The sequence below is a fragment of the Hansschlegelia sp. KR7-227 genome (genome assembly GCF_049446035.1).
Classification (GTDB): domain Bacteria; phylum Pseudomonadota; class Alphaproteobacteria; order Rhizobiales; family Methylopilaceae; genus Methylopila.
This window is the reverse complement of the sequence record NZ_JBMSEA010000001.1, coordinates 964,116-988,916: the sequence shown is the minus strand read 5'-3', so window position 1 is coordinate 988,916 and position 24,801 is coordinate 964,116. Positions and strand designations below refer to the sequence as shown.

Genomic DNA, 24,801 nt, shown 5'->3' with positions numbered 1-24,801 from the left:
GGCGCGACGGCTGCGCGCGGCCGGAGCTAGGGCGTGGCGCGGCCGGGTCGATGGGCCGGCGGACGACGCGCCGCGGTCCGCGTCAACGGAACTCGACCTCCGTCTTGCCCTTGTCGACGAGCCGGCCCAGAGCCGCGGCGTCCCAGTTCGTCAGCCGCACGCAGCCATGGCTGCCGGACTTGCTGATCTTGTCGGGGTCTGGCGTGCCGTGGATGCCATAGGTCGGCTTCGACAGGTCGATCCACATCGAGCCCACCGGGCCGTTGGGGCCCGGCGGAAGGTCGAGCTTTCTTCGGTTGCGTCCCTGCTGAAAGTTCTTCTTGGGGTCGTATTTGTAGTGTGGGTCCGGGAAGCTGCCGTTCACCTTCATCCGCCCGGAAGGGGACGGCGTGTCGTCGGAGCCGACCGTCGCAGGGTCGACGAGCACCAGCGTTCCGTCGGCGGCGTAGGCGCGCAGCTCGCCGCCGGCCTTATCGATCTCGATGCGCGCCACCCGGGCCTCGGGCTCGCCGCCGGTCTCGGCCACGAGCAGGGACTGGCCGGCGCGTCGGAAATCGGCGCCGGGGTTGAGGCGGCGGAGCAGCGCTTCGCTCATGTGGAAGCGTTCGGCCAGCATCTCCTCCGGGCCGGTGAAGCCGATCCATTTGAGCTTCGCGAGCTTCGCGTAGTCCTTCGGGACCTTGTCGAGATAGCGGTCGTCTATGTCCTCGGGGGTGATCGCGTAAATCTTCGTCGCCTTGGCGGCGTCTGCGGAAATCGCGCTCCAGACCTCGGCGTCGAGCGCGTCGGCGGGCGGCATCTTCCGCAGCTCGCGGAACGCGCGGACGGCCTTCTTGAGATTGTCGCCGTCGCGGCCATCGATGGCCCCGGGCGAGGCGTGCGCGCGGTCGAGCAGAATCTGGACGCGGATGAGGAACGGGTTCGGGTCGTCGTCGGTCGCGATCTTCGGCGCCGGCTCCTGCGCTTTATCCTTGCGCCGTTTCGCCGGCTTCGGCGTCGCCTCCTGCGCGGCCTTCGCCTGCGCCCGGGCGTCCACCCTTGCGCGCCACCCGTCGAAATCGGCGCCGTCGATCGCCTGCTCGGTGAGCTCCGGCGGCGCGGCCGCCGGGTCCGGCGGCGGCGCGGCCATCGCCGCGGCCGGCGACAGGAGGGCCAGGACAAGAAGGCGTCTGACGAGACTTTTCATGGGGTGTCGGCTCTCCGGCGCGATCGCGCGGAACGTCAACGCGCGAAAGAACGATCGCGCTCCCGGCGCCGCTGCAATCGTCAAATATGCGCGCGAGGAGTCGACTGGGCCCCCAAACCGGTTGGTTGAGGCGGCTTCCACGCCGATCCCCCGAAAGTCCGTGGAAGCCGCCTCGGGCCGTAGCCGCGGAGGCACCCTTATCGTTGATGGTTAACGATTGTTTAACAGTGAGGCCCGATCCCGCCCCTTCAGGCGGCCCCGGCGGAGCTCGACTGGGGAAAACCGAGCCTCGCCCATAGCTTCGCCGACGCGCTTCGGCCACCCTCCGCCCTCGCGGCGCGGCCGCATGTGAACGGCGTCGGGCGGGCATGACGATCAGCGTGGACATCGGCGCGAAGAGCAACGGGCAGCGCGCGGCGTTCGACCTGGAGGAATTGCTCGCCACCCGCCTGCTGGTGCAGGGCAATTCCGGCTCGGGAAAATCGCATCTGCTGCGCCGCCTGCTCGAGCAAAGCGCGCCCTGGGTGCAGCAATGCGTCATCGACCCTGAGGGCGACTTCGTCACGCTCGCCGACGCGTTCGGCCATGTGGTGATCGACGCGGCGAGCGTGGAGCGCGAGCTCGCCACGATCGCCGACCGGGTGCGGCGTCACCGGGTGTCGGTGGTGTTCAACCTCGAAGGCCTCGAGGTCGACAAGCAGATGCGCGCGGCGGCGCTGTTCCTGAACGGCCTGTTCGAAGCCGACCGGGACGTCTGGTACCCGATGCTCGTCGTGGTCGACGAGGCGCAGCTGTTCGCGCCGGCGGCGTCGGGCGACGCCGACGAGGAGTCGCGGCGCCAGTCGCTCGGCGCGATGACGAACCTCATGTGCCGCGGCCGGAAGCGCGGGCTCGCCGGCGTCATCGCGACTCAGCGGCTCGCCAAGCTCGCCAAGAACGTCGCGGCGGAAGCCTCCAACTTCCTGATGGGCCGCACCTTTCTCGACATCGACATGGCGCGGGCCGCCGATCTGCTCGGCATGGAGCGCCGGCAGGCGGAGACCTTCCGCAATCTCGAGCGCGGCCATTTCGTAGCGCTCGGGCCCGCGATCGGACGCAGGCCGGAAGCCGTCCGCATCGGCGCCGTCGCCACCGAACCGCGCGGCGGAGGACCGAAGCTCACGCCTCTGCCGGAGACGCCGACCGAGGACGCCGCCGGCCTGATCTTCCGCGCCGGTCCCGCAGAGATGCCGAAGCCGCGCGCGGCTCCTCCGCCGTCGGCGGCCGACGTCCTGGCGCGGCTCGCGGAGTCGAAGCCCGAACCCTTCGCGCCGTCGCCGGAGGATCTGTTCGCCGGCGCGGAGCGCGACGCGGCCGTCAGCGCCATCATCACGGAGATGATGGCCGAGCCGGAAGCGGGTTTTCAGCCGATGGCCTTGCTCTACCAGGACTTCCTCGTCCGCTGCCGGATCGCCCGCGTCGCCGGCGAGCCGCCGGACCTGCCGCGCTTTCGCAAGGAGATCACGCTTGCGAAGGCCGGCGTCGGCGACGACGCGGCCGTGGCGTCCGGAGACTGGGACCAGGCGACGCTGGTCGCCGCCGCGCTCCCCGACGACGTGCGCGGCGTGTTCCTGCTGGTCGCGAGAGCCGCGCTGACCGGCGCGCCCTGCCCCAGCGACGCCGAGATCGCCCGGGCCTACGGCACCCGCTCGAACGGCCGGGCGCGGAGGCTGCTCGCCTATATGGAGGAGCGCGGCTTCATCGCCACCGCCACCGACCTGCGCGGCGCGCGGATCGTCACCCTGCCGGATCTCGGCTGGCGCACCGCGCCCGGGCTGGCGGAGCTCGCCGCGGTCTGACGGCTGCGCTTCCGGCTGCGAGAGCCGCTCCCGGGAACGCCCAAAGGACGCATCAAACGCTTGTCCGACTTAAGTCAGTCGGGTCACTGTAGGCTCTCGGCGACGCGCGGCCGGACGACGCCGGCTGTTCGCCGCCGAACCCGCTGGCAACGAGGAGGTGAGACGGTGACACACGCGATCGGAAAAGCGCCATCCGGAACGGCGCAGGGCTGCGTCTCGCCGACGCTTCGGACGGGACACAAAGACGACGGCCGCCGTGGAGCCGCGCGGATCTATCGGAGCGTCGCCGTCGCGATCGCCCTGTTCGGCGCCGTGCCGGCCGCTTTCGCCCAGGAGGCTGCTCCGCCGGCCGCCCAGGCCACGACCAAGCCGAACATCGTGATCATCGGCACCGGAGGCACGATCGCAGGCGCCGGCGCCTCCAGCGTCAACACCGGCGACTACGACTCCGCCAAGGTCGCGGTCGACAAGATCATCGCCGCCGTGCCGGAGATGAAGGAGGTCGCGAACGTCAAAGGCGAGCAGATCTTCCAGATCGGCTCCGAGAGCTTCAACGACGAGCGGCTTCTGAAGCTCGCCCACCGGGTCTCGGAGCTCGTGAAGCAGCCCGACGTGGACGCCGTCATGATCACGCACGGCACCGACACGATCGAGGAGACGTCCTACTTCCTCAACCTGACGCTGAAGACCGAAAAGCCGGTCGTCATCGTCGGCGCGATGCGGCCAGGCACCGCGCTGAGCGCCGACGGCCCGCTCAATCTCTACAACGCCGCGGTCGTGGCGTCCGCCAAGGAGGCGCGCGGCAAGGGCGTGCTGGTCGTGATGAACGACGAGATCCATTCCGCGCGCGACGTGACGAAGTCCAACGCGCTCAAGGTCGAGACCTTCAAGTCGCTGTACGGTCCGCTCGGAGTCGTGGTCGAGAGCAAGCCCTATTTCTACCGGCTGCCGGCCCGGCCGCACACGATGGCGACGGAGTTCGACATCGACCAGATCGAGGCGCTGCCGAAGGTCGACGTGTTCTACGCCCACGTCACCATGGACCCCAAGGCGCTCGACGCCATCGCCGGCCTCGGCGGCAAGGCGCTGATCTACGCCGGCACGGGGAACGGCAGCGTCGCCGACTACATGGAGGAGCCGCTCAAGAAGGTCCGGGAGAAGGAGATCGTCGTGCGCGCGACGCGCACTGGCAGCGGGCTGGTCGTGCGCAACGGCGAGGAGAAGGACGACGACAACGACTGGATCGTCGCCGCCGACCAGAGCCCGCAGAAGGCGCGCATCCTGATGTCGCTCGCCCTCATGAAGACGAGCGACACCAAGCAGTTGCAGGACATCTTGTACAAGTACTGAGCGCCGCGGCGGCCGGGCGGCGCAGGAACGGCGTCCGGCCGGAATTGATCGGCGAACGTTCGAGGCTCAGGCGGGAGCCTCTCCCCGCGCGGCGGCCTCGAGGCCCGCAACGTCGAGCTTCACCATCCCGAACATCGCCTGCGTCATGCGCGCGGCCGCCGCCTTGTCGGGACGCGCCAGGATCTGAAGAAGCGCGCGCGGCACGATCTGCCAGGCCAGACCGTATTTGTCGTGAATCCACCCGCACTGCTTCGGCGTCCCTTCCTCGGCCAGTCTGTCCCACAGCCGGTCCACCTCGGCCTGGTCGGCGCAGTCGATCGAGAACGAGACGCCGTGATTGAAGGGGATGCGCTCGCCGCCATTGAGGGCCTGGAAGCGCTGCCCGGCCAGCGTGAACTCGATGAAGAGCACGCTGCCTACCGGTCCCGACGGCGTCTCGAGGACGTTCCTGTGCACGACGTCGATCCGCGAGTCGGGCAGCAGGGAGACGTAGAAGTTCGCGGCCTCCTCGGCCTCGGTCGCGAACCATAGGCAAGGCGCGATCTTGGACATCGTGACTTCCTTAGAATGCAGGTTGATCGCGGTCGCTCAGGCGGCGGCGACGGCGGCGGGATCCATCCACACCGCCTCCCAGATGTGGCCGTCCGGATCCTCGTAGCTCCGGCCGTACATGAACCCGTGGTCCTGAACGGGAATCGGATCGGGGGAGCCGCCGGCGGCCGCCGCGTCCGCTACGAGGGCGTCGACGGCTTCGCGGCTCTCGGCGGACAGCGCGATCATCACCTGCGCCGTGGCCTTGGCGTCCGGGATCGCCTTGGTCGTGAACTGCCTGAATTTGTCATGGGTCAGCAGCATCGCGTGGATGGTCTCGGAGAAGACCATGCACGCGGCCGTGTCGTCCGAAAACTGCGGGTTCTTCTTGGCGCCCACGGCCGCGTAGAACGCGACGGAACGCGCGAGATCGGCGACAGGCAGATTGACGAAGATGAGTTGCGTCATTGGGGTCTCCTCCAGGTCGTGCGGTCCCAGGACGAACCGGGCGCGCGAGATCCGACAACCGATTCATTTTTCTTGCCGGAGCTGCGCATGAGGCGACCGCACGCATGCCGGCCATGCGCAATGAGCGGGCGTAAGGCTAACGCGCCTTAACGTCGATCCGGCTACATGAGGGCCTCCCACAGCCGATCGCATGCCGCTCCCCACAATGTCGTTCTCCGATCTCAGCCTGTCCGGCCGCGCCTCCACGCTCGACCCCACCACGCGCGGCGTCATCGCCATGGTCGTCGGCATGGGCTTTCAGGTCGCCAACGACACCGTGGTGAAGCTCGCCTCGGCGCGGCTGCCCGCGCATGAAATCATGGGCCTGCGCGGCCTGATGGCGATCGCCCTCACCTTCCTCGTCATCTGCGTCCTCGGCCAGCGCGACCGGTTGAAGCTTGTGGCGAGCCCGACGGTGATGCTGCGCTCGGCCCTCGAGGCCGCCGCGTGCTTCACCTATATGAGCGCCCTCGCCCATCTCGGCCTCGCGGAGTTCACCTCGATCATGCAGGCGACACCGCTGATCATGACGGCGCTTGCCGTCATGCTCGGGTGGCAGAAGGTGGGCTGGCGCCGCTGGCTCGCGGTCGCCGTAGGCTTCGGCGGGGTTCTCCTGATCGCCCGCCCGTCCACGCAGGGCGTCAACGCCTATGCGGCGCTCGCGCTGCTGTCGGCTGCGATCGTCGCCGTGCGCGACCTCGTCACCCGGCGGATGCCGCAGGACGCGACCTCGTTCGTCGTGACGCTCGGCGCGACGATCGCCGTCACGACGGTCGGCTTCGGCCTCGGCGCGGCGCAGCCCGAGACATGGGTCATGCCCGGCCCCGGCGACCTCGTCTTCCTCGCCGTCGCCGCCTGTCTCGTCGTGCTCTGCAACATGACGATCGTGCTGGCGTTCCGATCCGGCGACATGGCCGTCGTCGGCCCGTTCCGCTACAGCGTGATCCTCGGCTCGCTCGTGCTGGGCGCCCTCGTCTGGGGCGATCGGCCCGACGCTTTGGCGCTCGCCGGCTCCGCCCTGATCGTCGCGTCCGGCCTCTACGCCCTGAAGCGCGAGCGCTCCCGCCACGAGCCGGCGACCGTCGCCGCCCCCACCCCGCTCGCCTGATCCGGCGGCGTCCGAGCCAACACGGACGGATGGCGCGCGTCGGGCTTGCGGACGCGCTGCGGCTGGCGTCTCTTCCTCCGCCCGATCGGAGGACGCCCATGCGCCGGAAACTGGCCTGTCTCGGATTGACGCTCATCCTCGCCGCCTCGATCGCGACCGCGGCTTCCGCCGCGCCGATCGACGACGCGCGGCTGACCGCGGCCGACGGCGACGCCGCGAACTGGGTGCTGCCGGGGCGCGACTACGGGAATCAGCGCTTCTCGCCGCTCGACCAGGTCAACGTCGGGACCGTGAAGGGTCTGGTCCCGAAGTGGATCTACCAGACCGGCTACGCCGCGACCTTCCAGACGACGCCGCTGGTGGCGGACGGGGTGATGTACCTCTCAGCCCCGTTCTCCCACGTCATCGCGATCGACGCGAAGACCGGCGTCGAGCGCTGGCGCTACGAGCACAAGGCGACCGCCAAGAAGCTCTGCTGCGGACCGGCGAACCGCGGCGTCGCCCTCGGCTACGGTCGGGTCTATGTCGCGACCGTCGACGCCCGGCTGGTCGCGCTCGATCAGGCGACGGGCAAGCCGGTCTGGGACGTCAAGCTCGCCGAGGCCGCCGACGACGGCCCGAGCGAGGACCGCGCGTCGCTCGGCCAGGGCGATCTCATGCTCAAGGGCGAGGTGTCCGGCGCGACCGGCATCGGCGCGAACTCGGCGCCCCTGGTCTATGACGGCAAGGTGATCGTCGGCATCACCGGCGTTGGCTACGGCCTGCACCTCGACAGCGATCGGCCGGGCGCGCCGCTCGGCGCGGTGGTCGGCGTCGCCGGACGCTACGGCCGGCCGGGCTTTCTCGCAGCCTTCGACGCGCAGACCGGGAAGCCGGTCTGGACGTTCGACACGACGCAGGCGGACTGGGAGGGCGAGTTCCGCCAGGAGACGCCCTACGGGGTGCGCCTCGATCGCGACATCCCCGCCGAGAAGGCCGCGGCGCCGGCCCACAAGGACGCCTGGAAGTTCGGTGGCGGCTCGATCTGGCATGCGCCGGCGCTCGATCCGAAGACCGGGCTGCTGTTTCTCGGAATCGGCAACCCGTCGCCGCAGTCCGCCGGCGAGAGCCGGCCGGGCGACAACCTCTACACCTCATCGCTGGTGGCGATCGAGGCGAAGACCGGCAAGCTCGTCTGGCACTACCAGCAGGTCCCGCATGACATGTGGGGCTACGACGTCGCGAGCCCGCCCTCGCTGTTCTCGCTCGACGTGGACGGACGGCCGACGGAGGTCGTGGGTCAGGCGTCCAAGCTCGGCTGGTACTTCGTCCACGAGCGCGCCACCGGGAAACTGCTCTTCAAATCCGAGCCCTATGTCCCGCAGTCGAACCTGTTCCGCGCGCCGACGGCGGAGGGGATCGTGATCGCGCCGGGCGTCGGCGGCGGCGTGAACTGGTCGCCGGCTTCGGTGGACGCCAGGGCCGGCGTCGCCTTCGTCGCGGCCATGCACTGGCCCGCCACTTACCGGGCCCAGACGCTGCCGGCGCAAGGCGACAAGCCGGAGGTGCGGTTCTTCAGCATCGAGCCGGTCAAGGACGGAACCTACGGCGTGCTGGCCGCGATCGATCTCAAGGCCGGCGGCCGCATCAAATGGCGCCAGACCACGCCGAGGCCGCTGATCGGCGGCGTGCTGGCGACCGCGGGCGGCCTCGTCTTCAACGGCGAGGGCGACGGCGACCTCGCGGCGTTCGACGCCTCAAGCGGCGAGAAGCTCTGGCGGTTCAACTGCGGCGCCGGAGTCAACGCGCCGCCGATCGCCTATGCGGTCGACGGCCGGCAATATGTCGCCGCCGCGGCCGGCGGCAGCCAGATCTGGGGGTTCCGCCAAGGCGGTGCCGTAATCGCCTTCGGCCTTCCGGACTGACGTCTCTGCGCGCGAGCCGCTAGGCGGACTTAGCGCGCGTCGCCGCCCGGGGGCGGCGGCTGAGGCGACGCGGGAGAGGGGGCGCTCCCCGCGTCGCCGCCGGAACCAAAAGTCAGTTCGCGGACGACTTCCCGTCGGCGCTGTTGCGCGCTTCGACCTCGGTCTTCTGGCCCTCATAGGCCAGGATGCTGTCCTTGCCGATCACCAGCTTCTCGCCGGGCGCGCCCGGCAGCCCGTACCCCATGCCCGTCACGCGCAGTTCGCAGCCGCCGGCGCAGTCGAGCTTGGCGGACTTGCCGGCTTCGATGGTGGTCTTCGGCTCCTTGTCGCCAAGGTCGACCGTCACCTCATGACTCTTGTCGCTCTGGTTGGTCACCGTCACCGCTAGGGCCGGGCCGGCCGCCAACATCGTCACCGCGGCCGCCACAGCGGCGGTCTTCGCATAAGCCAAACGCATCTCTTTGTCCTCCACTTGTCTTTTGTTGAGGCGCGAAACTTCCCTGTTCGTCGACGACAGCATCGTCGACGCGACTGAGGTCCTGAATTGCGCCGGAAGATATTTCTGGATCCGATACGACGTCTTCAATGGATCTACAGGCTTGTGATCCCGGCTTCCGATCGTCTGACGGCGCCGTGATCGTTCTTGCAGCCTCGCCGACGACCAGCCTGAATATGCTTAGAGCCGGAGCTGTTCGATAAAACGGATTCCGCGAAAATGTTGAGAACAATTGCAGATCATGGGTATCATTACCTAGATTGAATCTAGGACTAAAAGCCTGCTGATTTGTTAGCCGGCGCGTCGTGGTCCGCGCTGGCCCGGAGCGCGGCGACTCGCGGTACAAGGCGGCGCGGGCAAGCGGAGAAGGATCGCGTCATGCGCTGGTCGCCCCAGCAGGATCAGGCGCTGAAGGCCGTCGCGGAGTGGCTGGCGCGGCCGCGCGCTCAGGTGTTCCGCCTGTTCGGCTACGCCGGAACGGGCAAGACCACGCTCGCCCGCCATCTCGCCGAGGATCTCGACGGCGACGTCGCGTTCGGGGCCTACACGGGCAAGGCTGCGCTTGTGATGCGCTCGAAGGGCTGCGCCGGCGCGACCACCATCCACGCGATGATCTACCGCCCGCGCGCCGGGACCGAAGAGGACGGCCCCTCCTTCGCGATCAACCGCGACGGCGCCGCTGGGGAAGCCGACCTCATCGTGATCGACGAATGTTCGATGGTCGACGAGGAGCTTGGCCGCGACCTGCTCTCGTTCGGCAAGAAGGTGCTGGTGCTGGGAGACCCCGCCCAGCTTCCGCCGGTCAAGGGCGGCGGCTTCTTCACGGACGCCGAGCCGGACGCGATGCTCACCGAGGTCCATCGCCAGGCGGCCGACGACCCCATCATCCGCATGTCGCTCGACGTCCGCGAGGGACGCGAACTCGAGCCCGGCCAGTACGGCGACAGCCGCATCGTCTCACGCCGCGACATCACGACGGAGGACGTGACGGAGGCCGATCAGGTTCTGGTCGGCACCAACCGGACGCGCCGCCTCTACAACGGCCGGCTGCGCGAGATCAAAGGCCTGATCGATCCTCTGCCGGCGGTCGGCGACAAGCTCGTCTGCCTGCGCAACGACAAGACGAAGGGATTGTTCAACGGCGGCGTCTGGACCGTGCAGCGCCTGAAGGGCGCCGACGGGGTGAAGGTGAAGCTTGACCTGCTACCCGACGAGGAGGGCGCGCGCCGCTCCGTCTCGGTCTCCGTGCTGCGCGCGTTCTTCGAGGGCGACCCGGAGTCGATCCCCTTCGCCCAGCGCCGCAAGTCGGACGAGTTCGACTACGGCTACGCGCTGACCGTCCACAAGGCGCAAGGGTCCCAGTGGGACGACGTCGTGCTGTTCGACGAGAGCTTCGCCTTCCGCGAGCACCGCGCGCGCTGGCTCTACACTGGGCTCACCCGCGCCGCGAAGCGCGTCACCGTGGTGCGCTGACCACATGTCGGATCCGATTGCCGAAGGATCGCGCTGGGCGCATATTACGCGCCGAGAGAGCGTCGCAGGATGCGGCGCGCCGAGGCGCCGCCAAGAGCGCTTAGTCCTACCGGGAGACGCCTGATGTCGATTGCTGTCCCCTACCCTCGTTCCACGCTGCGCGCTGCGGCGTTGGTCGTCGGCGCGCTCGCGCTGTGGGCCGGCCCCGCCGCCGCCGAGCAGAACACCGACGCGACCTTCGCGTCCTTCAAGGAGGATGCGTTCGGGCCGAAGCCGATCGCCGACGGATCCGGCTTCATTAAGATCGACGGCCCCTACCGCGCTGAGGATGCGGCCGTCGTCCCGATCGACGTCGAGGTCACGCTGCCGGAAGGCGACACGCGCACGATCTCCAAGGTGACGCTGGTCGTCGACGAGAACCCCTCCCCGATCGCCGCCGCCTTCACGCTCGGGCAGAAGCGCAAGGAGTTCGCTCTCTCCACCCGGCTGCGCGTCAACGCCTATTCGACGGTCCGCGCCGTGATCGAGACCGACGACGGCAGCCTGTTCATGAACGGCCGCTTCGTGAAGGCGAGCGGCGGGTGTTCGGCGCCGGCGCTCAAGGATCAGGACGAGGCGGTCAACCGCATTGGCCAGACCCGGTTCCGCACCGTGTCGGCGAACGCCGCGGCGCCGAAGCCGGAGCAGACCGCGACGCCGTTCGACCGCGCACAGCTCATGATCCGGCACCCGAACTATTCGGGCCTTCAGATGAACGTGATCGACCGGTCGTACATCCCGGCCTGGTTCGTCAACCACATCGAGGTCAAGCAGGGTGAGGAGACTGTGTTCACGATGGACGGCGGGATCTCGCTCAGCGAGGACCCCATGATCCAGTTCAGCTATCCCGCCAAGCCCGGCGTCGCGCTGGCCATGACGGGCACGGACACCCAGGGCAAGAGCTTCGAGGCCGCGCTGAAGGGCGGCGACGCGGCGAAGTCCGGCGGTATCTGACGCAAGCAGGTCAACGGCGTCCGCAATCGAAAACGCCGGCTTGAATGGGCCGGCGTTTTTCGTTTTTGCGTTCCCGGCCGGCCGGTCAGGCCCGCCCGATCACGGGAAGCACTTGATCTCTGCTTCAGCCTGCGCGCGGCGCAGATTGGCGACCTTGTCCTTGAGCTGCGCGCTCGTGCGGAACAGCTCGGAGGACTGCCCCGCCACCTTGTTGAGCCGCAGGACCGTCTCGGCCTCTTCATACTCGGAGTAAGGCAGGATCGTCGCGATCGTGTCGATCGAGCATGCGCAATGCTCGAGCGACTCCCGCGTCTGGCCGTTCGCCGCCATGCAGCCGAAGATGTAGTCGGCCTTATCCACTGTCGAATAATCGTCGCCGACCTCCGCCGAGGAGGCCTGCCCGACTGAAAGCGCCAGCGCCAGTCCCGCCCCGATCAACGTCCTCGCGATCATTTTTTCGTCTCCGCGCCGGGTTGCAGCGTCAGTTCCTCCACAAGCAGCGGCTTGTCGCCGCCGCTCTTCGGGGTGACGGATTTTAGGGCGTAGAGCCCTCCCGGCACGCCTTCGGAGAAGGTGATCTCGTAGGTGCGGTCCGCATAGGCGCCGAGCTTGTCCCGGTTCTGGTCGCGCAGGAACGGCTTCAGCGTGACCTTCCATCCCTCGACGCTTCGCCCATCGTAGTCGAATGTCGTCGCCTCGACCTGCTCGCCCGCCCGGATCGCGTCCATGATCCGGTTCCGCATGTAATACGGGCTGCCGCCGAGCACCTTCTGCATCTCGCGGATATCGTTCTCCAGGACGGCGATGACCACCGGGTTGCCGCTGCGCGCGATCGGGCCGATCGAGTAGGCGCGCTTGTCGGAGAACAGGTCCACGATCACCGCTTCCGCCTTGCCGTCCGGCGCGACGCGCAGTTTCACGCTGTCCTCGAACGAGGGGTCAAGCTTCGGGTCGTCCGCGGTGCGCGCGAAATGGTAGTTGAGTTCGGAGCCGTCGCTGAGCTTGGCCAGATAGGGTCCGTAGAACACGAGATCGACGGCGGAGGGCGCGGCGGCGGCAGGCGCCGCGGCCAGAGCGACGGCCATCGCGGCGCCGGCGACGCGGGTAAACATCGACATTGAAAGCCTTCCTCTCGGATGGGGGCTCTTGGTCCGCGAGCGCGTCCCGCGCAGCGCCGGACGGCGGCGGCCCCTTATCTCGGCCTTATAATGCATCGCCGACGCTGCCGGCGGCAATATGACGTGCGGACCGTGTGCGGCCCTCACGATGGCGCGAACATGAAGCCCCTGCCGCGAACCGTCACGATGAGGCGGCCGCCATCGGGCGTCGCCTCGCCCAGCTTGTGGCGGAGATAGCCTATATAGACGTCCACCACGTTGAGCGAGGCGCCGCCATGACCCGCCCACAGCGCCGCGAAGATGTCGGCGCGGCTGAGAGGTTCGCCGGCGTGGCGCATCAGCAGAGCGAGAAGATCGACCTCGCGCTCGGTCAGCCGGGCCGAGCCGTCGGCGGTCGTCGCGGTGCGGGTGTCGAGATCGAGATCCACGGGGTGGACGACGAGATGGCGTTGATCGGCGCCGCTGTTCTCCCGCTTGAGCTCCTGGACGCGCACCCGCGCCAGCAGCTCCTCGAAGTCGAACGGCTTGACGAGGTAGTCGTCGGCGCCCGCGAGTAGGCCTTCCGTCCGGTCCGAGACGCTCGAGCGCGCCGACAGCATGATGATCGGCGCCGTCTGGCCGGCCGCCCGCAGCGCCTTGCAGACCTCGAGCCCGGATCGGCCCGGCAGCATCACGTCGAGGATGATGGCCGACAGCGATTTTCCCGTCGCGACCGCGAGCGCGGACTCGCCGTCGCCGACGAGCTCGACCTCGTAGGCCTCGGCGGCGAAACCTCGCCTCAGGACCGAGCCGATATCGGCGTCGTCTTCCACGATCAGGATGGTCATGAGGCGGCTCCGAAGGCGAGGCGGGGCGCGAGCGCGGGCAGACGAATGGTGACGGTGGTGCCGGAGCGCCGGCCGGGGGCCGAGGCGCGGCTCTCGATGGCGATCGTTCCGCCATGCCGCTCGACCACCCATCGGGCGAGGGCGAGGCCGATCCCGAAGCCGGAGCCGGATCGCTCGGACCTCCCGACCCCCCGATAGAAGCGTTCGAAGACGTGCGGCAGATCGGCGTCCGGGATGCCTTCGCCGTCGTCGGCGACGGACACCAGCGCTCCTCCGTCCGCCTCGCGCCGGACGTCGAGCCGGATCGAGCCGCCGTTCGAGGAATGCCGGACGGCGTTGGCGATCAGACCCTCGATCACCTGACGCAGCCAGTCCGCGTCGGCCTCGATCACGGGTTCGGAGCTGTCGCGCGCCGAGAGCAGCGTCAGCCCGGCGGCGAGCGCCTGCGGGGCTATGCCTTCACGCGCCTGTTCGACGATGTCGGCGACGGAGACAGGTTTGAATTCGAGCTCCAGCTGCCCGCTCTCGGAGCGAGCGACCCGCAGCAGGTCCTCGACCCGCCGGTGCAGGCGCCGCGCGCGCGAGCGAATGGTGCCGAGCGCGGTCTTCAGGTCGGAGGCGGGCGGATCGGCCGCGCGCAGCGTCACGTCGGCCTCCCCGAGGATCACGGTGAGCGGCGTGCGCAATTCGTGGCTGACATCGGTGAAGAACCGGCGGCGGGCGCGATCGATCTCCGACAGCCGCTCATTCGCGCTGCGGAGCTCCGCGGTCCGTGCGTCGACCGTCTCCTGCAGGCGCAGCTGCGCGGACATCAGCCGGCTCTCCCGCCGCGAGAGCTGCGCCGCCATCCGGTTGAACCGCATCATCAGCAAAGAAAGCTCGTCATGGCCGCGCACGGACAGCCGTATGTCCGTGCGTCCGCGAGCGATATCCGACGCGGCGCTCGCGACCTCCGACAGGCGCGCCAGCAGAGGGCTCGCCACGGTCCGGTAGAGCAGCGCCGCGATCAACGCGGCGAGACCCACCGCGACGACGGCGTTCGGGATCAGCTTGGCCCGGAGGTCCGACATCGCGGCCTCGGCCCGCCTCGACGCCGCACGCTCCTCCTCGATCGCCTGCCCGAGGGACGGGCCGAAGCTGCTGGCGAACAGGTCCATCGCGACCTTCACCCTGACGTCGCCGCCTTCCGCCCCGCCGCGCGCGTCCTTGATCGCCTGCATGGTCTGACGGTCGAGGAAGTCGAACCGGGCGCGCATATAGGCGACCACCCGGCTGCGGGCGTTGATGAGCGCCGCCGCCGACTCATCGGACTGCCGCGAGACCTCGTGGCCGATCTCGTCGTCCAGCCGTTTGAACGCCTCCTGGACGCGCTTGCGCGGCAAAGAGAGCTCGTCGCTCTGGTTGGCGTGGGACTGCGTGGTCTGCAACGCGATCAGGGCGTAATCGCCGACGCGGCTTGAGATCGCGGACAGGTGCTCCAGCCGACGCTGGGCCGCAGCCAGCTCCTTCACGTGGTCGTCGGCGATCGTGAACGTCCACACGGTCGCGATCGCCGCGGCGGCCGTCACGGCCACGACGGCGGCGACAAGGATCGCCATCCTGATTCGCAGAGAGCGGAAGACGTGGCGCCACATGAGTCAGACTCCCACGCGACCGGAGCCGGCAAGGGCTTCGGTCAGCCCCGGATCGACGCCGACGGGCGCGCGGTCGTCATCGTCCGAGCGCCTTCTTGGCGTCCGCGACCGCGTCGAGACACTCGTCATACTCCTTCTCGCCCTGTTCGCGTTTCGCCACGCGCAGGGCGGTGGCGAGGCTGTCGGCCGTCTTCTGCGGATGCTTCTTGGCGATCTCGGCCGAGATCATCGCGATTCCGGCGTCGCATTCCGCCGCGTCGTCGGCGCGCGCCGCGGCCGGGCTGAGCATGAAAGCCGCAAGCGCGACGGCGAGGATCCTGGTCATGGTCGTATCTCCCCCGATCATAGAGTCGCCGCTCACTTCGCGCTGAACGTGCCGGTCATGCCCTTGCTCTCGAGCCCGTCGATCCACCACTTGAACTGGCCTGGCCGGATCACGACGAACTCGAGCCGTATCGCGCCTTCGTCGTCCCATTCGAGATGATGCGGAGATCCGGGGCCGTGGATCTCGAGGTGGTTGATCACGATCTGGTTGATCCAGATGTGCCTGAACAATTCGGGGGCGAAGAATTTGTACTCCTTGCCGCCCTTCGAGACGATGTCGAGCTGGTAGGCCTTGCCGGATTCGAGCTCATAGTCCTTTTGGCTGACGGCGTAGTCCTCGCCGTTCTCGGCGCCGAGCACGAGGTCGGGCAGGGTCTGTCGACCCTTCGCCAGGTCGACGGACGCCGCCGGCGTGGCGAGGACGAGGCAAAGCAGCGCGCCGACCGTTCCGGCGCGCGCGACGATCCGCTTGATCATTGAAACTCTCCCGCTTCGAGACCCTGTTGTCGGGTCCTTCTTATCCACGCAACGCGACGGGGGGCCATTCCAGTCCGCGCCCTGTCCCAACCGGCGCTCGAATCGAACGCCGTTCGCTCCCTGCGCTCGGCCGGCGGCCCGCCCGCGCGACGTTGTCCGGTTCGCCCGTCCCGCCGAAGCTCCGACGAGCGCTGAAAAGACTAGTGACCGGAAAGCTTCGCGTCTATATTTGGGAATATTATTCTTTTCTTATGAAGTTTCTCTTAGCTCGGTTGAGCCCTCAGCCGAAGTTGCGCGTGACGCGACTGTCGGAGGTCGATCCGCACCTCCAGCGGGAGATCTGCCACTCGGGGTGGCCGCCCGCCCATTCCGCGATGATCGGAACCGCGCCGGCCATGCACATGCGGGAATCGGACTGTTCGACGCTGACGAGAACGCGCTCTTCGCGACACGTCTGCGGAGACGCGACGAGGCACACAAGGATGACGAGGTCCATGGCATCCGCTCCAGCGATGCGCGGCGGACGGCGCCGCATCGGCCGCCCGCGCGCGAGTCGCGCCGCGGCCAACACAGCCTACGCTCGGAATTGTGCATCGCAACACATTCGTGTTGCAGTGCGCCCGAAGGACGCTTAGTGCGGTTTGGGCGCAACAGGCGTGCGTCACGGCGGCGCGGCGGCGCGACGCGTTATCTCTAAGAAGCGCTTGCCGTGCGGCGCCGGTCCCGACTAGTGTGCGCGCCTCATGTCCTGACACTGCGCTATCCGGCCAACCGGTTCGGCCCCATCCGAACGCAGACGCAACGATAGTCGGGGGCATAGGCCGCCGGTCATTTCATCCCACCCCTCGCCCGGCGGCGACACCACGGCTCAACTGGGAGGTTTTATCTCTATGGCGAAGATCACCAAGACGCTCATCGGCGAGTCGCTCGTCGGCGACGGCAATGAGGTCGCTCACATCGACCTGATCATCGGCCCGCGTGGTTCGTCCGCGGAGACGGCGTTCGTCACCGCGCTGACGAACAACAAGGACGGCTTCACCTCGCTCCTCGCGGTCGTGACGCCGAACCTGCTCGCGAAGCCGAACACGATCCTGTTCAACAAGGTCACCATCAAGGACGCCCGTCAGGCCGTCCAGATGTTCGGCCCGGCGCAGTACGGCGTCGCCAAGGCGGTCGTCGACTGCGTCGCCGACGGCACGATCCCCGAGGACGAAGCCGACGACCTGTTCATCTGCGTCGGCGTGTTCATCCACTGGGAAGCGGCGGATGACGCCAAGATCCAGCAGTACAACTACGAAGCGGTCAAGGAATCCATCAAGCGCGCCATCAATGGCGAGCCGAAGGCCAAGGACGTCGTCGCCCAGTCGGCGACTGCGAAGCACCCCTTCGCCTCGAACGCTTAGAGCGGAAACCACCCTGGACAGACTCCGCCTGCAGCAAAGCCTCCAGGCCTGCTCCAGCGGTTGGCCGCCATCTTATTTGGTAAGTAAGTAAGACTGTCGGCGACGGCCCGAAGCGCAAGCTTCGGGCCGTATCCGTATCTGGCCGTCGCTGGTCGCCTCAGCCATGTGGGTCCGTTCACGCGGTGGCGGCCGCCGCCGAAGGCGGCGCGGTGACCACGCTCCTCACCCGGTCGATCTCGCCCGACTGGCGGCGCTTGTCCGGCGTCAGCTCCACGCGCACGTCACGCTCGATTCGAACCGGCGGCCCGGCCAGCACCACCACGCGGTCGGCCAGCCTCACGGCTTCGCGGCTGTCATGGGTCACGAACAGGACCGTCGTCGGCCGCCGCTCGATCAATTCCGCGAGCAGGTCCCGCAATCGTTCCGCCGTGCTCTCGTCGAGCGAGACGAAGGGCTCGTCCATCAGCAGCAGATGCGGCTCAAGGGCGAAGGCGCGCGCGAGCGCGACGCGGCGCTGCATCCCGAGCGACAGACGTTCGGGATAGACCCCGCTCGCGTCGCCGAGCCCCATCTCCGCGAGCACGGACCGCGCCCTCGCCTCGGCCTCGGCCGTGCGCGGCAAAGGCAGCGTCACATTTTGGAGCACCGTGCGCCAGGGAAGCAGCCGCGGGCTCTGGAAGGCGTAGCCGATGCGCGGCTCGCGGACGCCCGACGAGAAGGACACCCGCCCTTCAAAATCGCGGTCGACGCCGGCGATCATGTTGAGGAGCGTCGTCTTGCCCAGTCCGGAGGGGCCGAGCAGCGCCACGAAACTGCCGTCGGCGACCTCGAAATGAAAATCCTGATAGAGCGCGCGCTCGGGCGCGCCGTGCTCGGCCGGGAAGACCTTGCGCGCGATGTCGACCGTGAGGCCGGTCATCGGCGCCACCTGTTCGCCGCGCGCTCCCAGGGCTGAAGGACGCCGAGCTCGATCGCCTGCACGATAAGGCCGAAAGCCAGCGCATAGGCCAAAATCGCCGCCACGTCCCAGAGCTGGAAGGCGGTCTGCATTTCGAACCCGACCCCGTTCGGGCGGCCGAGAAGCTCGACCACCAGCACGATCTTCCAGACCAGCGCCAGGCCGGAACGGGCGGCGGCCGCGAAATAGGGCGCGAGCTGCGGCAGTATGACATGGCGCAGCGTCTTCCATCGTCCGAAGCGGTAGATCGACGCCATCTCGCCGAGATCGCGGCTGAGCGCCGCGGCGCCCTCGCGCAGCGTGACCGCGACGTTCGGGATCTTGTTGATCGCGACCGCCGCCACGGCCGCCGACTCCACGAGACCGAACCAGACATAGCAAAGCATGATGATGACGAGCGCCGGGAGGTTGAGGAACACGACCACCCACGGCCCCAGAAAGCGGTCGACCGTCCTCGACATTCCCATCGCGATGCCGAGCGCCGATCCGAGCGCCATCGCGAGCAGGAAGCTCGCGGCGACGCGGGCGACGGTGATCGCCAGATTCTTGAAGAGAGCCCCGGTCTCGGCGAGATTGACGAGCGACGCTCCGACCAGAGCGGGCGTCGGCAGGAGCTTGGGCTCGCCATAGATCATGGCCGCGAACTGCCACGCCAGGACGAACGCTCCCAGCGACGCCGCCCACCAGCCGAGTCTCGTCGCCGCCGCCGCCATCGCCGACACTCAGACTTTAGGAGACCAGAACAGGGCCGGATCGAATTTGGGATTGGGGCCGACGAATTCGGCGCCGCCGAGGTCGCTCAGAAGCCCGTAGAGCTTCTGAGCCGACGCGAGTTCGGCAGGTCCCCACGGTCCGGGCACGCCCGCCCGGAAATAGTCGCGGAGCCGCAGGAACTCGGCGTCGGAGGACAGCTGCATCTGCGGCTTCAGGCGGTCCCAGGCCGCGTCGGAAGTCTTCAGCGTCTCGTTCGCCGCGGCGACCGCCCGGAAGAAGCCCTCGACCTGCGCGCCGGAGTCTTGGAGCAGCGTATCGCGCCACACGAAGCCGACCAGAGGCGGCGGCGGCGTCAGCCCGAGCTGCTCCATGACTTCGGCGACGTCGATCAGGCGGCGGTAGCCTTCCGCGTCGAGCCGGGCGGCGAAATTCCAGAAGGTCAGGATCGCGTCGATGCGACCGAGGCGCAGCTGCTCGGAGAGCAGAGGCGGCGCGCCGAACACCGGCTCGACCATGGCCGCGATGTCGCCGTCGACCTCCTTGTGCGCATGGGCCCGGAACAGCAGCCAGCTCTTGTCGAGCGGACCGCCGGCGACGCCGAGCTTCTTTCCCTTGAGATCCGACAGCGTTGCGATCTTCGAGTCCCTTCCCACCATCAGCGCGCCCAAAGCCGCGGAATAGGGAGCGAAGCGGAACGGCTCGCCGTCGATGCGGCGACGCATCGCCCATGGCCAGTCGCTGACGGTCAGATCGCATTGGCCGGCCTGCAGAGCGACGGTGAGCGCCTGCGTGGAGGCGAGCTCGACGCGTTCGATCTCGAAGCCTTCGCGCGAATCGAAGCCTTCGCCCTGGATCGTGTCGAGCAGCCAGTTGACCGTCCCGAACTTCAGAGTGGCGAGCCTGAGCGGCTTGCCCTCCGCGCGCGCCGCCAGGGGCAGGCTCGCCGCGATCGCCGTCGCGGCGGCCCAGGTCAGCGCCTGACGGCGATCGAGATATGAACCGAGGAAGCTCATGGAGCGCCGTCGGCTGTCAGCGGCTGCTTCAGGATGGTGTTCTTCATGAGATACTTCGTTCCGCGCGTCCACGACTCTTCGGTGTTGCCCCGGATGTCGGCGCTGCCGCCTCTGACGGTTCTGCCCGATCTGGCGTCGACGATCTGGACGTTGATGTTCAGGATGAGGTTCGAGACCTTCTGCACATGCCCGATGACCGCGAGGTCGGCCCCTACCGTCTGAGCGGCCTTCTGAGCGCATTTCAGGCACTCGTACAGCGCCTTGACGTCCTTCAGCTGCTCGTTCGCGCCGGAAGGGTCCACGAGCTCGACGCCGGCGGCCTTGAGAGCGTCACGGACCTGGCTCGTCGTCTCGCCCAAGCGGCGCGTCTGGTCCGCGCGCACGCCATCCATTTCACCTTCCTGGCTGGAGTCGACAAGTTCGAAATTGAAGACGGCGGCCTTGAGCGGGGCGGCATGCGCCCCTCCGCCGAACATTGTCGCGGCGGCCAGAGCGACGGCGAACGTAGGTATGAACATTAGGCGCATCGGCCCTCATTCCTCCATCGTTTCTTGTGTGGTCGCAGCTTGCAAGCGAAGCGTCGCCCACTTATCCCGCGCTCCAAGGATAAAGTTGCAACTGCATACGGGCATATCAAGCAAATGTCAGAACTTATTATTTTCTTATGCCTTGCATTCGAGACGGGAACGCTATGATTTCAAAGGGCCGGGGCGATCTGCCCTTCGGGCCGCGACACGCGCTCTTATGCGCGGCGCTCCGTCTCATGGCTGAACGTTCCGGTCCCTGAAACATTCCGCTCGTGAGACAAGGCGGCCCAAGACCGCCGTTCTGGGAGAGGCTCGATGATCCACCTGTCGTCTGCGAAGCGGCTTGCGCCGTGATCCTGCGCGCACTCGCCGGCGCCGTCGTCGCCGCGGCCCTCGCGCTGACGAGCGTCGCGGCCCAGGAGGCCGCCCCGACCGACGCGCCGAAAACCCCCGGCGCCGCGCCCAAGAACGCGCCGCAGCCCGTCCAGTTCAAGTTCGCCGTGTTGCGGCAGTTCCCCCAGAATCCGCCGTGGTGGAACAATCTGGTCACGCGTCCGCCCGAGGATGACGGGATCGCGGGCGCCGAGCTCGGCGTGATCGACAACAACACCACCGGGCGGTTCCTGAAGCAGGATTACGTGATCACGGCGAAGGAGCTGGTGCCCTTCGGCGAGGATCCGATGCCGGCTTTCGACCGCATCCTCGCCAGCGGAGCCAAGTTCATCGTGCTGGCGGTCCCTGCCGACGTCCTGCTCAAGATGGCCGACGCGGCGAAGGACAAGGACGTCATTCTGTTCAACGCGGGCGCGACCGACGACCGGCTGCGGCAGGCGGACTGCCGCTACAACGTCCTTCACGTCGCCCCCAACCGCGCGATGCTGACCGACGCCCTCGCTCAGTACCTCGTGTTCAAGCGCTGGTCGAAATGGACGTTGCTGATCGGGCGGCGCGCCGAGGACAGGCTCTACGCCGACGACGTCAAGCGCTCGGCGAAGAAGTTCGGGGCGAAGGTCGTCGGGGAGAAGACGTGGAGCTTCGGTCCGGACGTACGCGAGTCCGGCAGCGACGTCATCCCGGTCTTCACGCAGGACATCGATTCCGACGTCATCGTCATCGCCGACGAACTCGGTGAGTTCGGCGATCTCATCGCCTATCGCTCTTGGAATCCGAAACTCACCGCCGGCACCGCGGGCCTGACGCCCGTCACCTGGCACGAGACCGTCGACAGCTGGGGCGCGGCGCAGCTGCAGAACCGGTTCTACCGCCACGCGAAGCGCGGCATGCGGCCGCTCGACTTCCAGATGTGGCTCGCGATGCGTACGATCGGCGAGACCGGAGCGCGCGTGAAGTCCGACGACGTCAAGACGCTTCGCGAGTACATCTTCGGCCCGCGGTTCGAACTCGCCGGCTTCAAGGGCAAGTCCTTTTCCTATCGACCCTGGGACCACCAGTTGCGGCAGCCGATCGTCCTCGCCCAGCCGGCCGCGCTGGTGTCGACGGCTCCTCAGGAGGGCTTTCTGCACCAGAGCAATCCGCTGGACACGATCGGCTTCGACAAGCCGGAAAGCCAGTGTCGGTTCCCGACGACCCCGTGAGCCGGCGTTCCGGCGCAGAACAAGAACGCGCGCCCGTTTGAGCCGCGCTTCGCCTTGAGGAGACACCGCATGATCCCTCTCCGTCCCCGCAGGGCAGCGCTCGCCGCAGCCCTGGCGGTCGCGTCGCTCGCGGCTGCCGTGCCGGCCGAAGCCGGCAAGCTGTTCGTCACCAACGAGCGCGACCACACGATGACGGTGCTCGACACCGACACGCTGAAGATCATCGACACGATCAAGACCGGCCGGCGCCCGCGCGGCGTGCTGGCGAGCCCGGACAACAAGCTGATCTATGTCTGCGCGAGCGACGACAATCGCGTCGAGGTCTATGACGCCGACACGCTCAAGCTGGTGCGCACGCTGCCTTCGGGCCCCGATCCGGAGCTGTTCATCCTGCATCCCTCCGGCAGCCCGCTTTACATCGCGAACGAGGACGACGCGCTGGTCACGATCGTCGACACCAAGACGGGCCAGGTCATCTCCGAGATCCCCGTCGGCGTCGAGCCGGAGGGCATGGGCGTGAGCCCGGACGGCAAGACGCTGGTCAGCACCTCCGAGACCACCAACATGGCGCATTTCATCGACACGGAGAAAAAAGAGATCGTCGAGAACGTGCTGGTCGACAGCCGCCCGCGCTTCGCCGAGTTCACGCCGGACGGCAAGTTCACATGGGTCTCGGCCGAGGTCGGGGGCACCGTCTCGGTGATCGACAACGCCACGCATCAGGTGGTGAAGCGCATCGAGTTCAAGATCCCTGGCGTGACCGCGGACGCGATCCAGCCCGTCGGCGTGCGGATCACGAAAGACGGGTCGCGGGCGTTCGTCGCCTTGGGACCGGCGAACCGCGTGGCCGTGGTGGACGTGAAGACCTATGAGGTGAAGAAGTATCTCCTCGTCGGGCAGCGGGTCTGGCAGCTCGCCTTCTCGCCGGACGAGAGCAAGCTCTACACCACGAACGGCAACTCCAACGACGTCTCGATCATTGACGTCGCGGCCGACAAGGTGACGAAGTCGGTCACGGTCGGGCGCTCCCCCTGGGGGGCGGTGGCGATCCCATAACGCTCGACAGGCGCGCGGACCGCCTTACATGCCGCCTGCCCGTCAGGATGGAACAGCACATGGATCGGACGCCGGAATGACCGCGGACGGGCCCAGGACGGCGGCGCTCAGCGTCGAGCACGTCACCCATGTCTTCGGAAAGACGAAGGCCCTCGACGACGTGAGCCTGGAGGCGCCGACCGGCGCTTTCACCGCGCTTGTCGGGCAGAACGGCGCCGGCAAGACCACCCTGTTCTCGCTGATCACGCGGCTCTACAACAACCGCAGCGGCGAGATTCGGGTGCTGGGCCACGACGTCCGGCGAGAGCCCGCCAAGGCGCTGTCGCGGCTCGGCGTGGTGTTCCAGGCGCGCACCCTCGATCTCGAACTGAGCGTGATGCAGAACCTGCTGTACCATGCGGCCCTTCACGGCATCGGCCGAGGCGAGGCGAAGCGACGCGCCGAAGCCGCCCTCGCCCGGGTCAATCTCGAAGGCCGCGCGGGCGACAAGGTGCGCGCCCTCTCCGGCGGCCAGATGCGCCGCGTCGAGATCGCGCGGGCTCTGCTCCATCAGCCGCCTTTCCTGCTGCTGGACGAGCCAACAACCGGGCTGGACATCGGCTCTCGGCGGACGCTCCTCGAGGAGGTCCGCCGCCTCATCGTCGAGGACGGCATCGGCGTGCTGTGGGCGACCCATCTCGTCGACGAGATCGAGGTCGCCGACAAGGTCGTGGTCCTGCATCGCGGACGCGTCATGGCCGACGGGACCGTGCCGGAATTGCGCGCAAGGACGGGCGCCGACGATGTCGGCGCGGCCTTCCTGCGGATCGTCGGAGACGGCGGCGAGGGTCCTCTGTCACCGATCATGACGAGAGCCTCGGCATGAGCCTCGCCGCGACGACCGGCGCCGCGCGTCCCGAGCGGCCGGTTCGAGAGATCACGTTCGGCGGCTACGTCGTCTGCCTCACGGGGATCGTGTGGCGCGAAAGCCTGCGCTTCCTGCACCAGCGCGGCCGGTTCCTGTCGGCGCTGGTGCGGCCGCTGGTCTGGCTGTTCATCTTCGCCGCAGGCTTTCGGGCGGCCCTCGGCGTCTCGATCATCCCGCCTTACGAAACCTACGTTCTCTACGAGGTCTACATCGCGCCCGGCCTGATGGCGATGATCCAGCTCTTCAACGGGCTGCAGTCGTCGCTCTCGATGGTCTATGACCGGGAGGTCGGGGCGATGCGCATCCTGCTCGTCAGCCCCTACCCCCGCTGGTTTCTGCTGCTGTCGAAGCTGGTCGCCGGCATCGCCGTGTCGCTGCTGCAGGTCTATGCGTTTCTCCTGGTCGCCTATTTCTGGGACGTCCGGCCGGACACTCATTGGGGCTACCTGACGGTCGCGCCTGCGCTGGTGCTCACCGGCCTGATGCTGGGCGCCATGGGCCTCGCGATGTCCTCGGTGTTCAAGCAGCTCGAGAACTTCGCGAGCGTGATGAACTTCGTGATCTTCCCGATGTTCTTCGCCTCGTCGGCGCTCTATCCGCTGTGGAAGGTCAGGGAGTCGAGCGAGCTGCTGTACGCGATCTGCAGCTACAATCCCTTCAGCCATGCGGTGGAGCTGATCCGCTTCGCATTCTACGGCCAAGTCGAATGGACGGCGCTCGCGGTCGTCTCGGGTTGTTCGATCGTGTTCATCGTCGCCGCCGTCCTCGCCTACGACCCCTCCTCCGGCTTCACCGCGCGGAAGGGCGGGCCGGACGCCGCGCGATAGCCGACGCCCAGGAACGCGTCGGCGCCGTGATTCCG

The 24,801-nt window shown here is 67.9% G+C and carries 26 protein-coding genes; 11 read left to right on the top strand and 15 right to left on the bottom strand.

The window, feature by feature from the left end; genetic code table 11:
- Positions 1-82 precede the first annotated feature (82 nt).
- The gene (locus tag ACO2RJ_RS04620) at positions 83-1,186 is read right to left on the bottom strand and encodes a L,D-transpeptidase family protein (protein ID WP_423266844.1); all 1,104 of its coding nucleotides are present in this window, start codon (positions 1,184-1,186) and stop codon (positions 83-85) included.
- A 368-nt stretch (positions 1,187-1,554) separates the two neighbouring features.
- On the opposite strand from ACO2RJ_RS04620, the gene ACO2RJ_RS04615 reads away from it, so the two are divergent.
- Together ACO2RJ_RS04615 and ACO2RJ_RS04610 are read left to right on the top strand one after the other, a co-directional pair.
- Positions 1,555-3,024 (top strand): helicase HerA domain-containing protein, encoded by a 1,470-nt coding sequence (locus ACO2RJ_RS04615; protein ID WP_423266843.1) that lies wholly within the window; start codon positions 1,555-1,557, stop codon positions 3,022-3,024.
- A gap of 165 nt (positions 3,025-3,189) precedes the next feature.
- A complete protein-coding gene (locus ACO2RJ_RS04610; protein ID WP_423266842.1) occupies positions 3,190-4,374 on the top strand; it encodes an asparaginase in 1,185 nt (394 codons plus the stop codon).
- 66 nt (positions 4,375-4,440) lie between these two features.
- On the opposite strand, the gene ACO2RJ_RS04605 is transcribed toward ACO2RJ_RS04610, so the two are convergent.
- Positions 4,441-4,926, bottom strand: a complete 486-nt coding sequence (locus tag ACO2RJ_RS04605; RefSeq protein ID WP_423266841.1) for a VOC family protein — start codon at positions 4,924-4,926, stop codon at positions 4,441-4,443.
- A gap of 36 nt (positions 4,927-4,962) precedes the next feature.
- Positions 4,963-5,373: a VOC family protein gene (locus ACO2RJ_RS04600; protein WP_423266840.1), complete on the bottom strand. Its 411-nt coding sequence runs from the start codon at positions 5,371-5,373 to the stop codon at positions 4,963-4,965.
- A gap of 190 nt (positions 5,374-5,563) precedes the next feature.
- Here ACO2RJ_RS04600 and ACO2RJ_RS04595 point away from each other — a divergent pair, with 190 nt between their 5' ends.
- Together ACO2RJ_RS04595 and ACO2RJ_RS04590 are read left to right on the top strand one after the other, a co-directional pair.
- On the top strand, positions 5,564-6,520 hold the full coding sequence (locus tag ACO2RJ_RS04595; RefSeq protein ID WP_423266839.1) for a DMT family transporter: 957 nt from the start codon (positions 5,564-5,566) through the stop codon (positions 6,518-6,520).
- A gap of 98 nt (positions 6,521-6,618) precedes the next feature.
- Complete coding sequence (locus tag ACO2RJ_RS04590; RefSeq protein ID WP_423266838.1) at positions 6,619-8,424, top strand: pyrroloquinoline quinone-dependent dehydrogenase; 1,806 nt, start codon at positions 6,619-6,621, stop codon at positions 8,422-8,424.
- Between the two features lie 112 nt (positions 8,425-8,536).
- On the opposite strand, the gene ACO2RJ_RS04585 is transcribed toward ACO2RJ_RS04590, so the two are convergent.
- Positions 8,537-8,881, bottom strand: coding sequence for a hypothetical protein (locus ACO2RJ_RS04585; protein ID WP_423266837.1), 345 nt, complete (start codon positions 8,879-8,881; stop codon positions 8,537-8,539).
- Positions 8,882-9,298: 417 nt separating this feature from the next.
- On the opposite strand from ACO2RJ_RS04585, the gene ACO2RJ_RS04580 reads away from it, so the two are divergent.
- Positions 9,299-10,393: an ATP-dependent DNA helicase gene (locus ACO2RJ_RS04580; protein ID WP_423266836.1), complete on the top strand. Its 1,095-nt coding sequence runs from the start codon at positions 9,299-9,301 to the stop codon at positions 10,391-10,393.
- A gap of 123 nt (positions 10,394-10,516) precedes the next feature.
- Entirely contained in the window at positions 10,517-11,386 is an 870-nt protein-coding gene (locus ACO2RJ_RS04575; protein ID WP_423266835.1) for a quinoprotein dehydrogenase-associated SoxYZ-like carrier, read from the top strand.
- 99 nt (positions 11,387-11,485) lie between these two features.
- Here ACO2RJ_RS04575 and ACO2RJ_RS04570 read toward each other — a convergent pair whose 3' ends face one another.
- From ACO2RJ_RS04570 to ACO2RJ_RS04540, 7 genes are all read right to left on the bottom strand, one after another.
- Complete coding sequence (locus ACO2RJ_RS04570; RefSeq protein ID WP_423266834.1) at positions 11,486-11,839, bottom strand: hypothetical protein; 354 nt, start codon at positions 11,837-11,839, stop codon at positions 11,486-11,488.
- On the bottom strand, positions 11,836-12,504 hold the full coding sequence (locus ACO2RJ_RS04565) for a hypothetical protein (RefSeq protein ID WP_423266833.1): 669 nt from the start codon (positions 12,502-12,504) through the stop codon (positions 11,836-11,838). The genes ACO2RJ_RS04570 and ACO2RJ_RS04565 overlap by 4 nt, the downstream gene beginning before the upstream one ends.
- Positions 12,505-12,647: 143 nt before the next feature.
- A complete protein-coding gene (locus tag ACO2RJ_RS04560) occupies positions 12,648-13,331 on the bottom strand; it encodes a response regulator transcription factor (protein ID WP_423266832.1) in 684 nt (227 codons plus the stop codon).
- Positions 13,328-14,965, bottom strand: a complete 1,638-nt coding sequence (locus ACO2RJ_RS04555; protein ID WP_423266831.1) for an ATP-binding protein — start codon at positions 14,963-14,965, stop codon at positions 13,328-13,330. Before ACO2RJ_RS04555 ends, ACO2RJ_RS04560 begins: the two co-directional genes overlap by 4 nt.
- A gap of 76 nt (positions 14,966-15,041) precedes the next feature.
- Entirely contained in the window at positions 15,042-15,290 is a 249-nt protein-coding gene (locus tag ACO2RJ_RS04550) for a histidine kinase (protein WP_423266830.1), read from the bottom strand.
- Positions 15,291-15,322: 32 nt separating this feature from the next.
- Positions 15,323-15,766 carry a hypothetical protein gene (locus ACO2RJ_RS04545; RefSeq protein WP_423266829.1) on the bottom strand — a complete coding sequence of 148 codons (444 nt, stop codon included), beginning with the start codon at positions 15,764-15,766 and terminating at the stop codon, positions 15,323-15,325.
- A 280-nt stretch (positions 15,767-16,046) separates the two neighbouring features.
- Positions 16,047-16,262, bottom strand: a complete 216-nt coding sequence (locus tag ACO2RJ_RS04540) for a hypothetical protein (RefSeq protein WP_423266828.1) — start codon at positions 16,260-16,262, stop codon at positions 16,047-16,049.
- Between the two features lie 394 nt (positions 16,263-16,656).
- On the opposite strand from ACO2RJ_RS04540, the gene fae reads away from it, so the two are divergent.
- A complete protein-coding gene (fae, locus tag ACO2RJ_RS04535; RefSeq protein ID WP_423266827.1) occupies positions 16,657-17,169 on the top strand; it encodes a formaldehyde-activating enzyme in 513 nt (170 codons plus the stop codon).
- Between the two features lie 175 nt (positions 17,170-17,344).
- Here the strand turns inward: fae and ACO2RJ_RS04530 are convergent, their stop codons facing one another.
- From ACO2RJ_RS04530 to ACO2RJ_RS04515, 4 genes are read right to left on the bottom strand one after another with little or no spacing between them, the layout of a single operon-like run.
- Positions 17,345-18,088 (bottom strand): ABC transporter ATP-binding protein, encoded by a 744-nt coding sequence (locus tag ACO2RJ_RS04530; protein ID WP_423266826.1) that lies wholly within the window; start codon positions 18,086-18,088, stop codon positions 17,345-17,347.
- Positions 18,085-18,840, bottom strand: coding sequence for an ABC transporter permease (locus ACO2RJ_RS04525; protein WP_423266825.1), 756 nt, complete (start codon positions 18,838-18,840; stop codon positions 18,085-18,087). Before ACO2RJ_RS04525 ends, ACO2RJ_RS04530 begins: the two co-directional genes overlap by 4 nt.
- Positions 18,841-18,849: 9 nt before the next feature.
- Complete coding sequence (locus ACO2RJ_RS04520; protein ID WP_423266824.1) at positions 18,850-19,854, bottom strand: ABC transporter substrate-binding protein; 1,005 nt, start codon at positions 19,852-19,854, stop codon at positions 18,850-18,852.
- On the bottom strand, positions 19,851-20,372 hold the full coding sequence (locus ACO2RJ_RS04515) for a DUF3280 domain-containing protein (protein ID WP_423266823.1): 522 nt from the start codon (positions 20,370-20,372) through the stop codon (positions 19,851-19,853). Before ACO2RJ_RS04515 ends, ACO2RJ_RS04520 begins: the two co-directional genes overlap by 4 nt.
- A gap of 359 nt (positions 20,373-20,731) precedes the next feature.
- Between ACO2RJ_RS04515 and ACO2RJ_RS04510 the strand changes: the two genes are divergently transcribed.
- From ACO2RJ_RS04510 to ACO2RJ_RS04495, 4 genes are all read left to right on the top strand, one after another.
- Complete coding sequence (locus tag ACO2RJ_RS04510) at positions 20,732-21,976, top strand: ABC transporter substrate-binding protein (RefSeq protein ID WP_423266822.1); 1,245 nt, start codon at positions 20,732-20,734, stop codon at positions 21,974-21,976.
- A gap of 69 nt (positions 21,977-22,045) precedes the next feature.
- Complete coding sequence (locus ACO2RJ_RS04505; RefSeq protein WP_423266821.1) at positions 22,046-23,032, top strand: YVTN family beta-propeller repeat protein; 987 nt, start codon at positions 22,046-22,048, stop codon at positions 23,030-23,032.
- Between the two features lie 76 nt (positions 23,033-23,108).
- Entirely contained in the window at positions 23,109-23,897 is a 789-nt protein-coding gene (locus ACO2RJ_RS04500; RefSeq protein ID WP_423266820.1) for an ABC transporter ATP-binding protein, read from the top strand.
- Positions 23,894-24,766, top strand: coding sequence for an ABC transporter permease (locus tag ACO2RJ_RS04495; RefSeq protein ID WP_423266819.1), 873 nt, complete (start codon positions 23,894-23,896; stop codon positions 24,764-24,766). The genes ACO2RJ_RS04500 and ACO2RJ_RS04495 overlap by 4 nt, the downstream gene beginning before the upstream one ends.
- Positions 24,767-24,801 lie beyond the last annotated feature (35 nt).

Coding starts and splice junctions, on each gene's coding strand:
- ACO2RJ_RS04620 (WP_423266844.1), bottom strand. CDS start 1,186: ATGAAAAGTCTCGTCAGACGCCTTCTTGTCCTGGCCCTCCTGTCGCCG.
- ACO2RJ_RS04615 (WP_423266843.1), top strand. CDS start 1,555: ATGACGATCAGCGTGGACATCGGCGCGAAGAGCAACGGGCAGCGCGCG.
- ACO2RJ_RS04605 (WP_423266841.1), bottom strand. CDS start 4,926: ATGTCCAAGATCGCGCCTTGCCTATGGTTCGCGACCGAGGCCGAGGAG.
- ACO2RJ_RS04600 (WP_423266840.1), bottom strand. CDS start 5,373: ATGACGCAACTCATCTTCGTCAATCTGCCTGTCGCCGATCTCGCGCGT.
- ACO2RJ_RS04595 (WP_423266839.1), top strand. CDS start 5,564: ATGCCGCTCCCCACAATGTCGTTCTCCGATCTCAGCCTGTCCGGCCGC.
- ACO2RJ_RS04590 (WP_423266838.1), top strand. CDS start 6,619: ATGCGCCGGAAACTGGCCTGTCTCGGATTGACGCTCATCCTCGCCGCC.
- ACO2RJ_RS04585 (WP_423266837.1), bottom strand. CDS start 8,881: ATGCGTTTGGCTTATGCGAAGACCGCCGCTGTGGCGGCCGCGGTGACG.
- ACO2RJ_RS04580 (WP_423266836.1), top strand. CDS start 9,299: ATGCGCTGGTCGCCCCAGCAGGATCAGGCGCTGAAGGCCGTCGCGGAG.
- ACO2RJ_RS04575 (WP_423266835.1), top strand. CDS start 10,517: ATGTCGATTGCTGTCCCCTACCCTCGTTCCACGCTGCGCGCTGCGGCG.
- ACO2RJ_RS04570 (WP_423266834.1), bottom strand. CDS start 11,839: ATGATCGCGAGGACGTTGATCGGGGCGGGACTGGCGCTGGCGCTTTCA.
- ACO2RJ_RS04565 (WP_423266833.1), bottom strand. CDS start 12,504: ATGTCGATGTTTACCCGCGTCGCCGGCGCCGCGATGGCCGTCGCTCTG.
- ACO2RJ_RS04560 (WP_423266832.1), bottom strand. CDS start 13,331: ATGACCATCCTGATCGTGGAAGACGACGCCGATATCGGCTCGGTCCTG.
- ACO2RJ_RS04555 (WP_423266831.1), bottom strand. CDS start 14,965: ATGTGGCGCCACGTCTTCCGCTCTCTGCGAATCAGGATGGCGATCCTT.
- ACO2RJ_RS04550 (WP_423266830.1), bottom strand. CDS start 15,290: ATGACCAGGATCCTCGCCGTCGCGCTTGCGGCTTTCATGCTCAGCCCG.
- ACO2RJ_RS04545 (WP_423266829.1), bottom strand. CDS start 15,766: ATGATCAAGCGGATCGTCGCGCGCGCCGGAACGGTCGGCGCGCTGCTT.
- ACO2RJ_RS04540 (WP_423266828.1), bottom strand. CDS start 16,262: ATGGACCTCGTCATCCTTGTGTGCCTCGTCGCGTCTCCGCAGACGTGT.
- fae (WP_423266827.1), top strand. CDS start 16,657: ATGGCGAAGATCACCAAGACGCTCATCGGCGAGTCGCTCGTCGGCGAC.
- ACO2RJ_RS04530 (WP_423266826.1), bottom strand. CDS start 18,088: ATGACCGGCCTCACGGTCGACATCGCGCGCAAGGTCTTCCCGGCCGAG.
- ACO2RJ_RS04525 (WP_423266825.1), bottom strand. CDS start 18,840: ATGGCGGCGGCGGCGACGAGACTCGGCTGGTGGGCGGCGTCGCTGGGA.
- ACO2RJ_RS04520 (WP_423266824.1), bottom strand. CDS start 19,854: ATGAGCTTCCTCGGTTCATATCTCGATCGCCGTCAGGCGCTGACCTGG.
- ACO2RJ_RS04515 (WP_423266823.1), bottom strand. CDS start 20,372: ATGTTCATACCTACGTTCGCCGTCGCTCTGGCCGCCGCGACAATGTTC.
- ACO2RJ_RS04505 (WP_423266821.1), top strand. CDS start 22,046: ATGATCCCTCTCCGTCCCCGCAGGGCAGCGCTCGCCGCAGCCCTGGCG.
- ACO2RJ_RS04500 (WP_423266820.1), top strand. CDS start 23,109: ATGACCGCGGACGGGCCCAGGACGGCGGCGCTCAGCGTCGAGCACGTC.
- ACO2RJ_RS04495 (WP_423266819.1), top strand. CDS start 23,894: ATGAGCCTCGCCGCGACGACCGGCGCCGCGCGTCCCGAGCGGCCGGTT.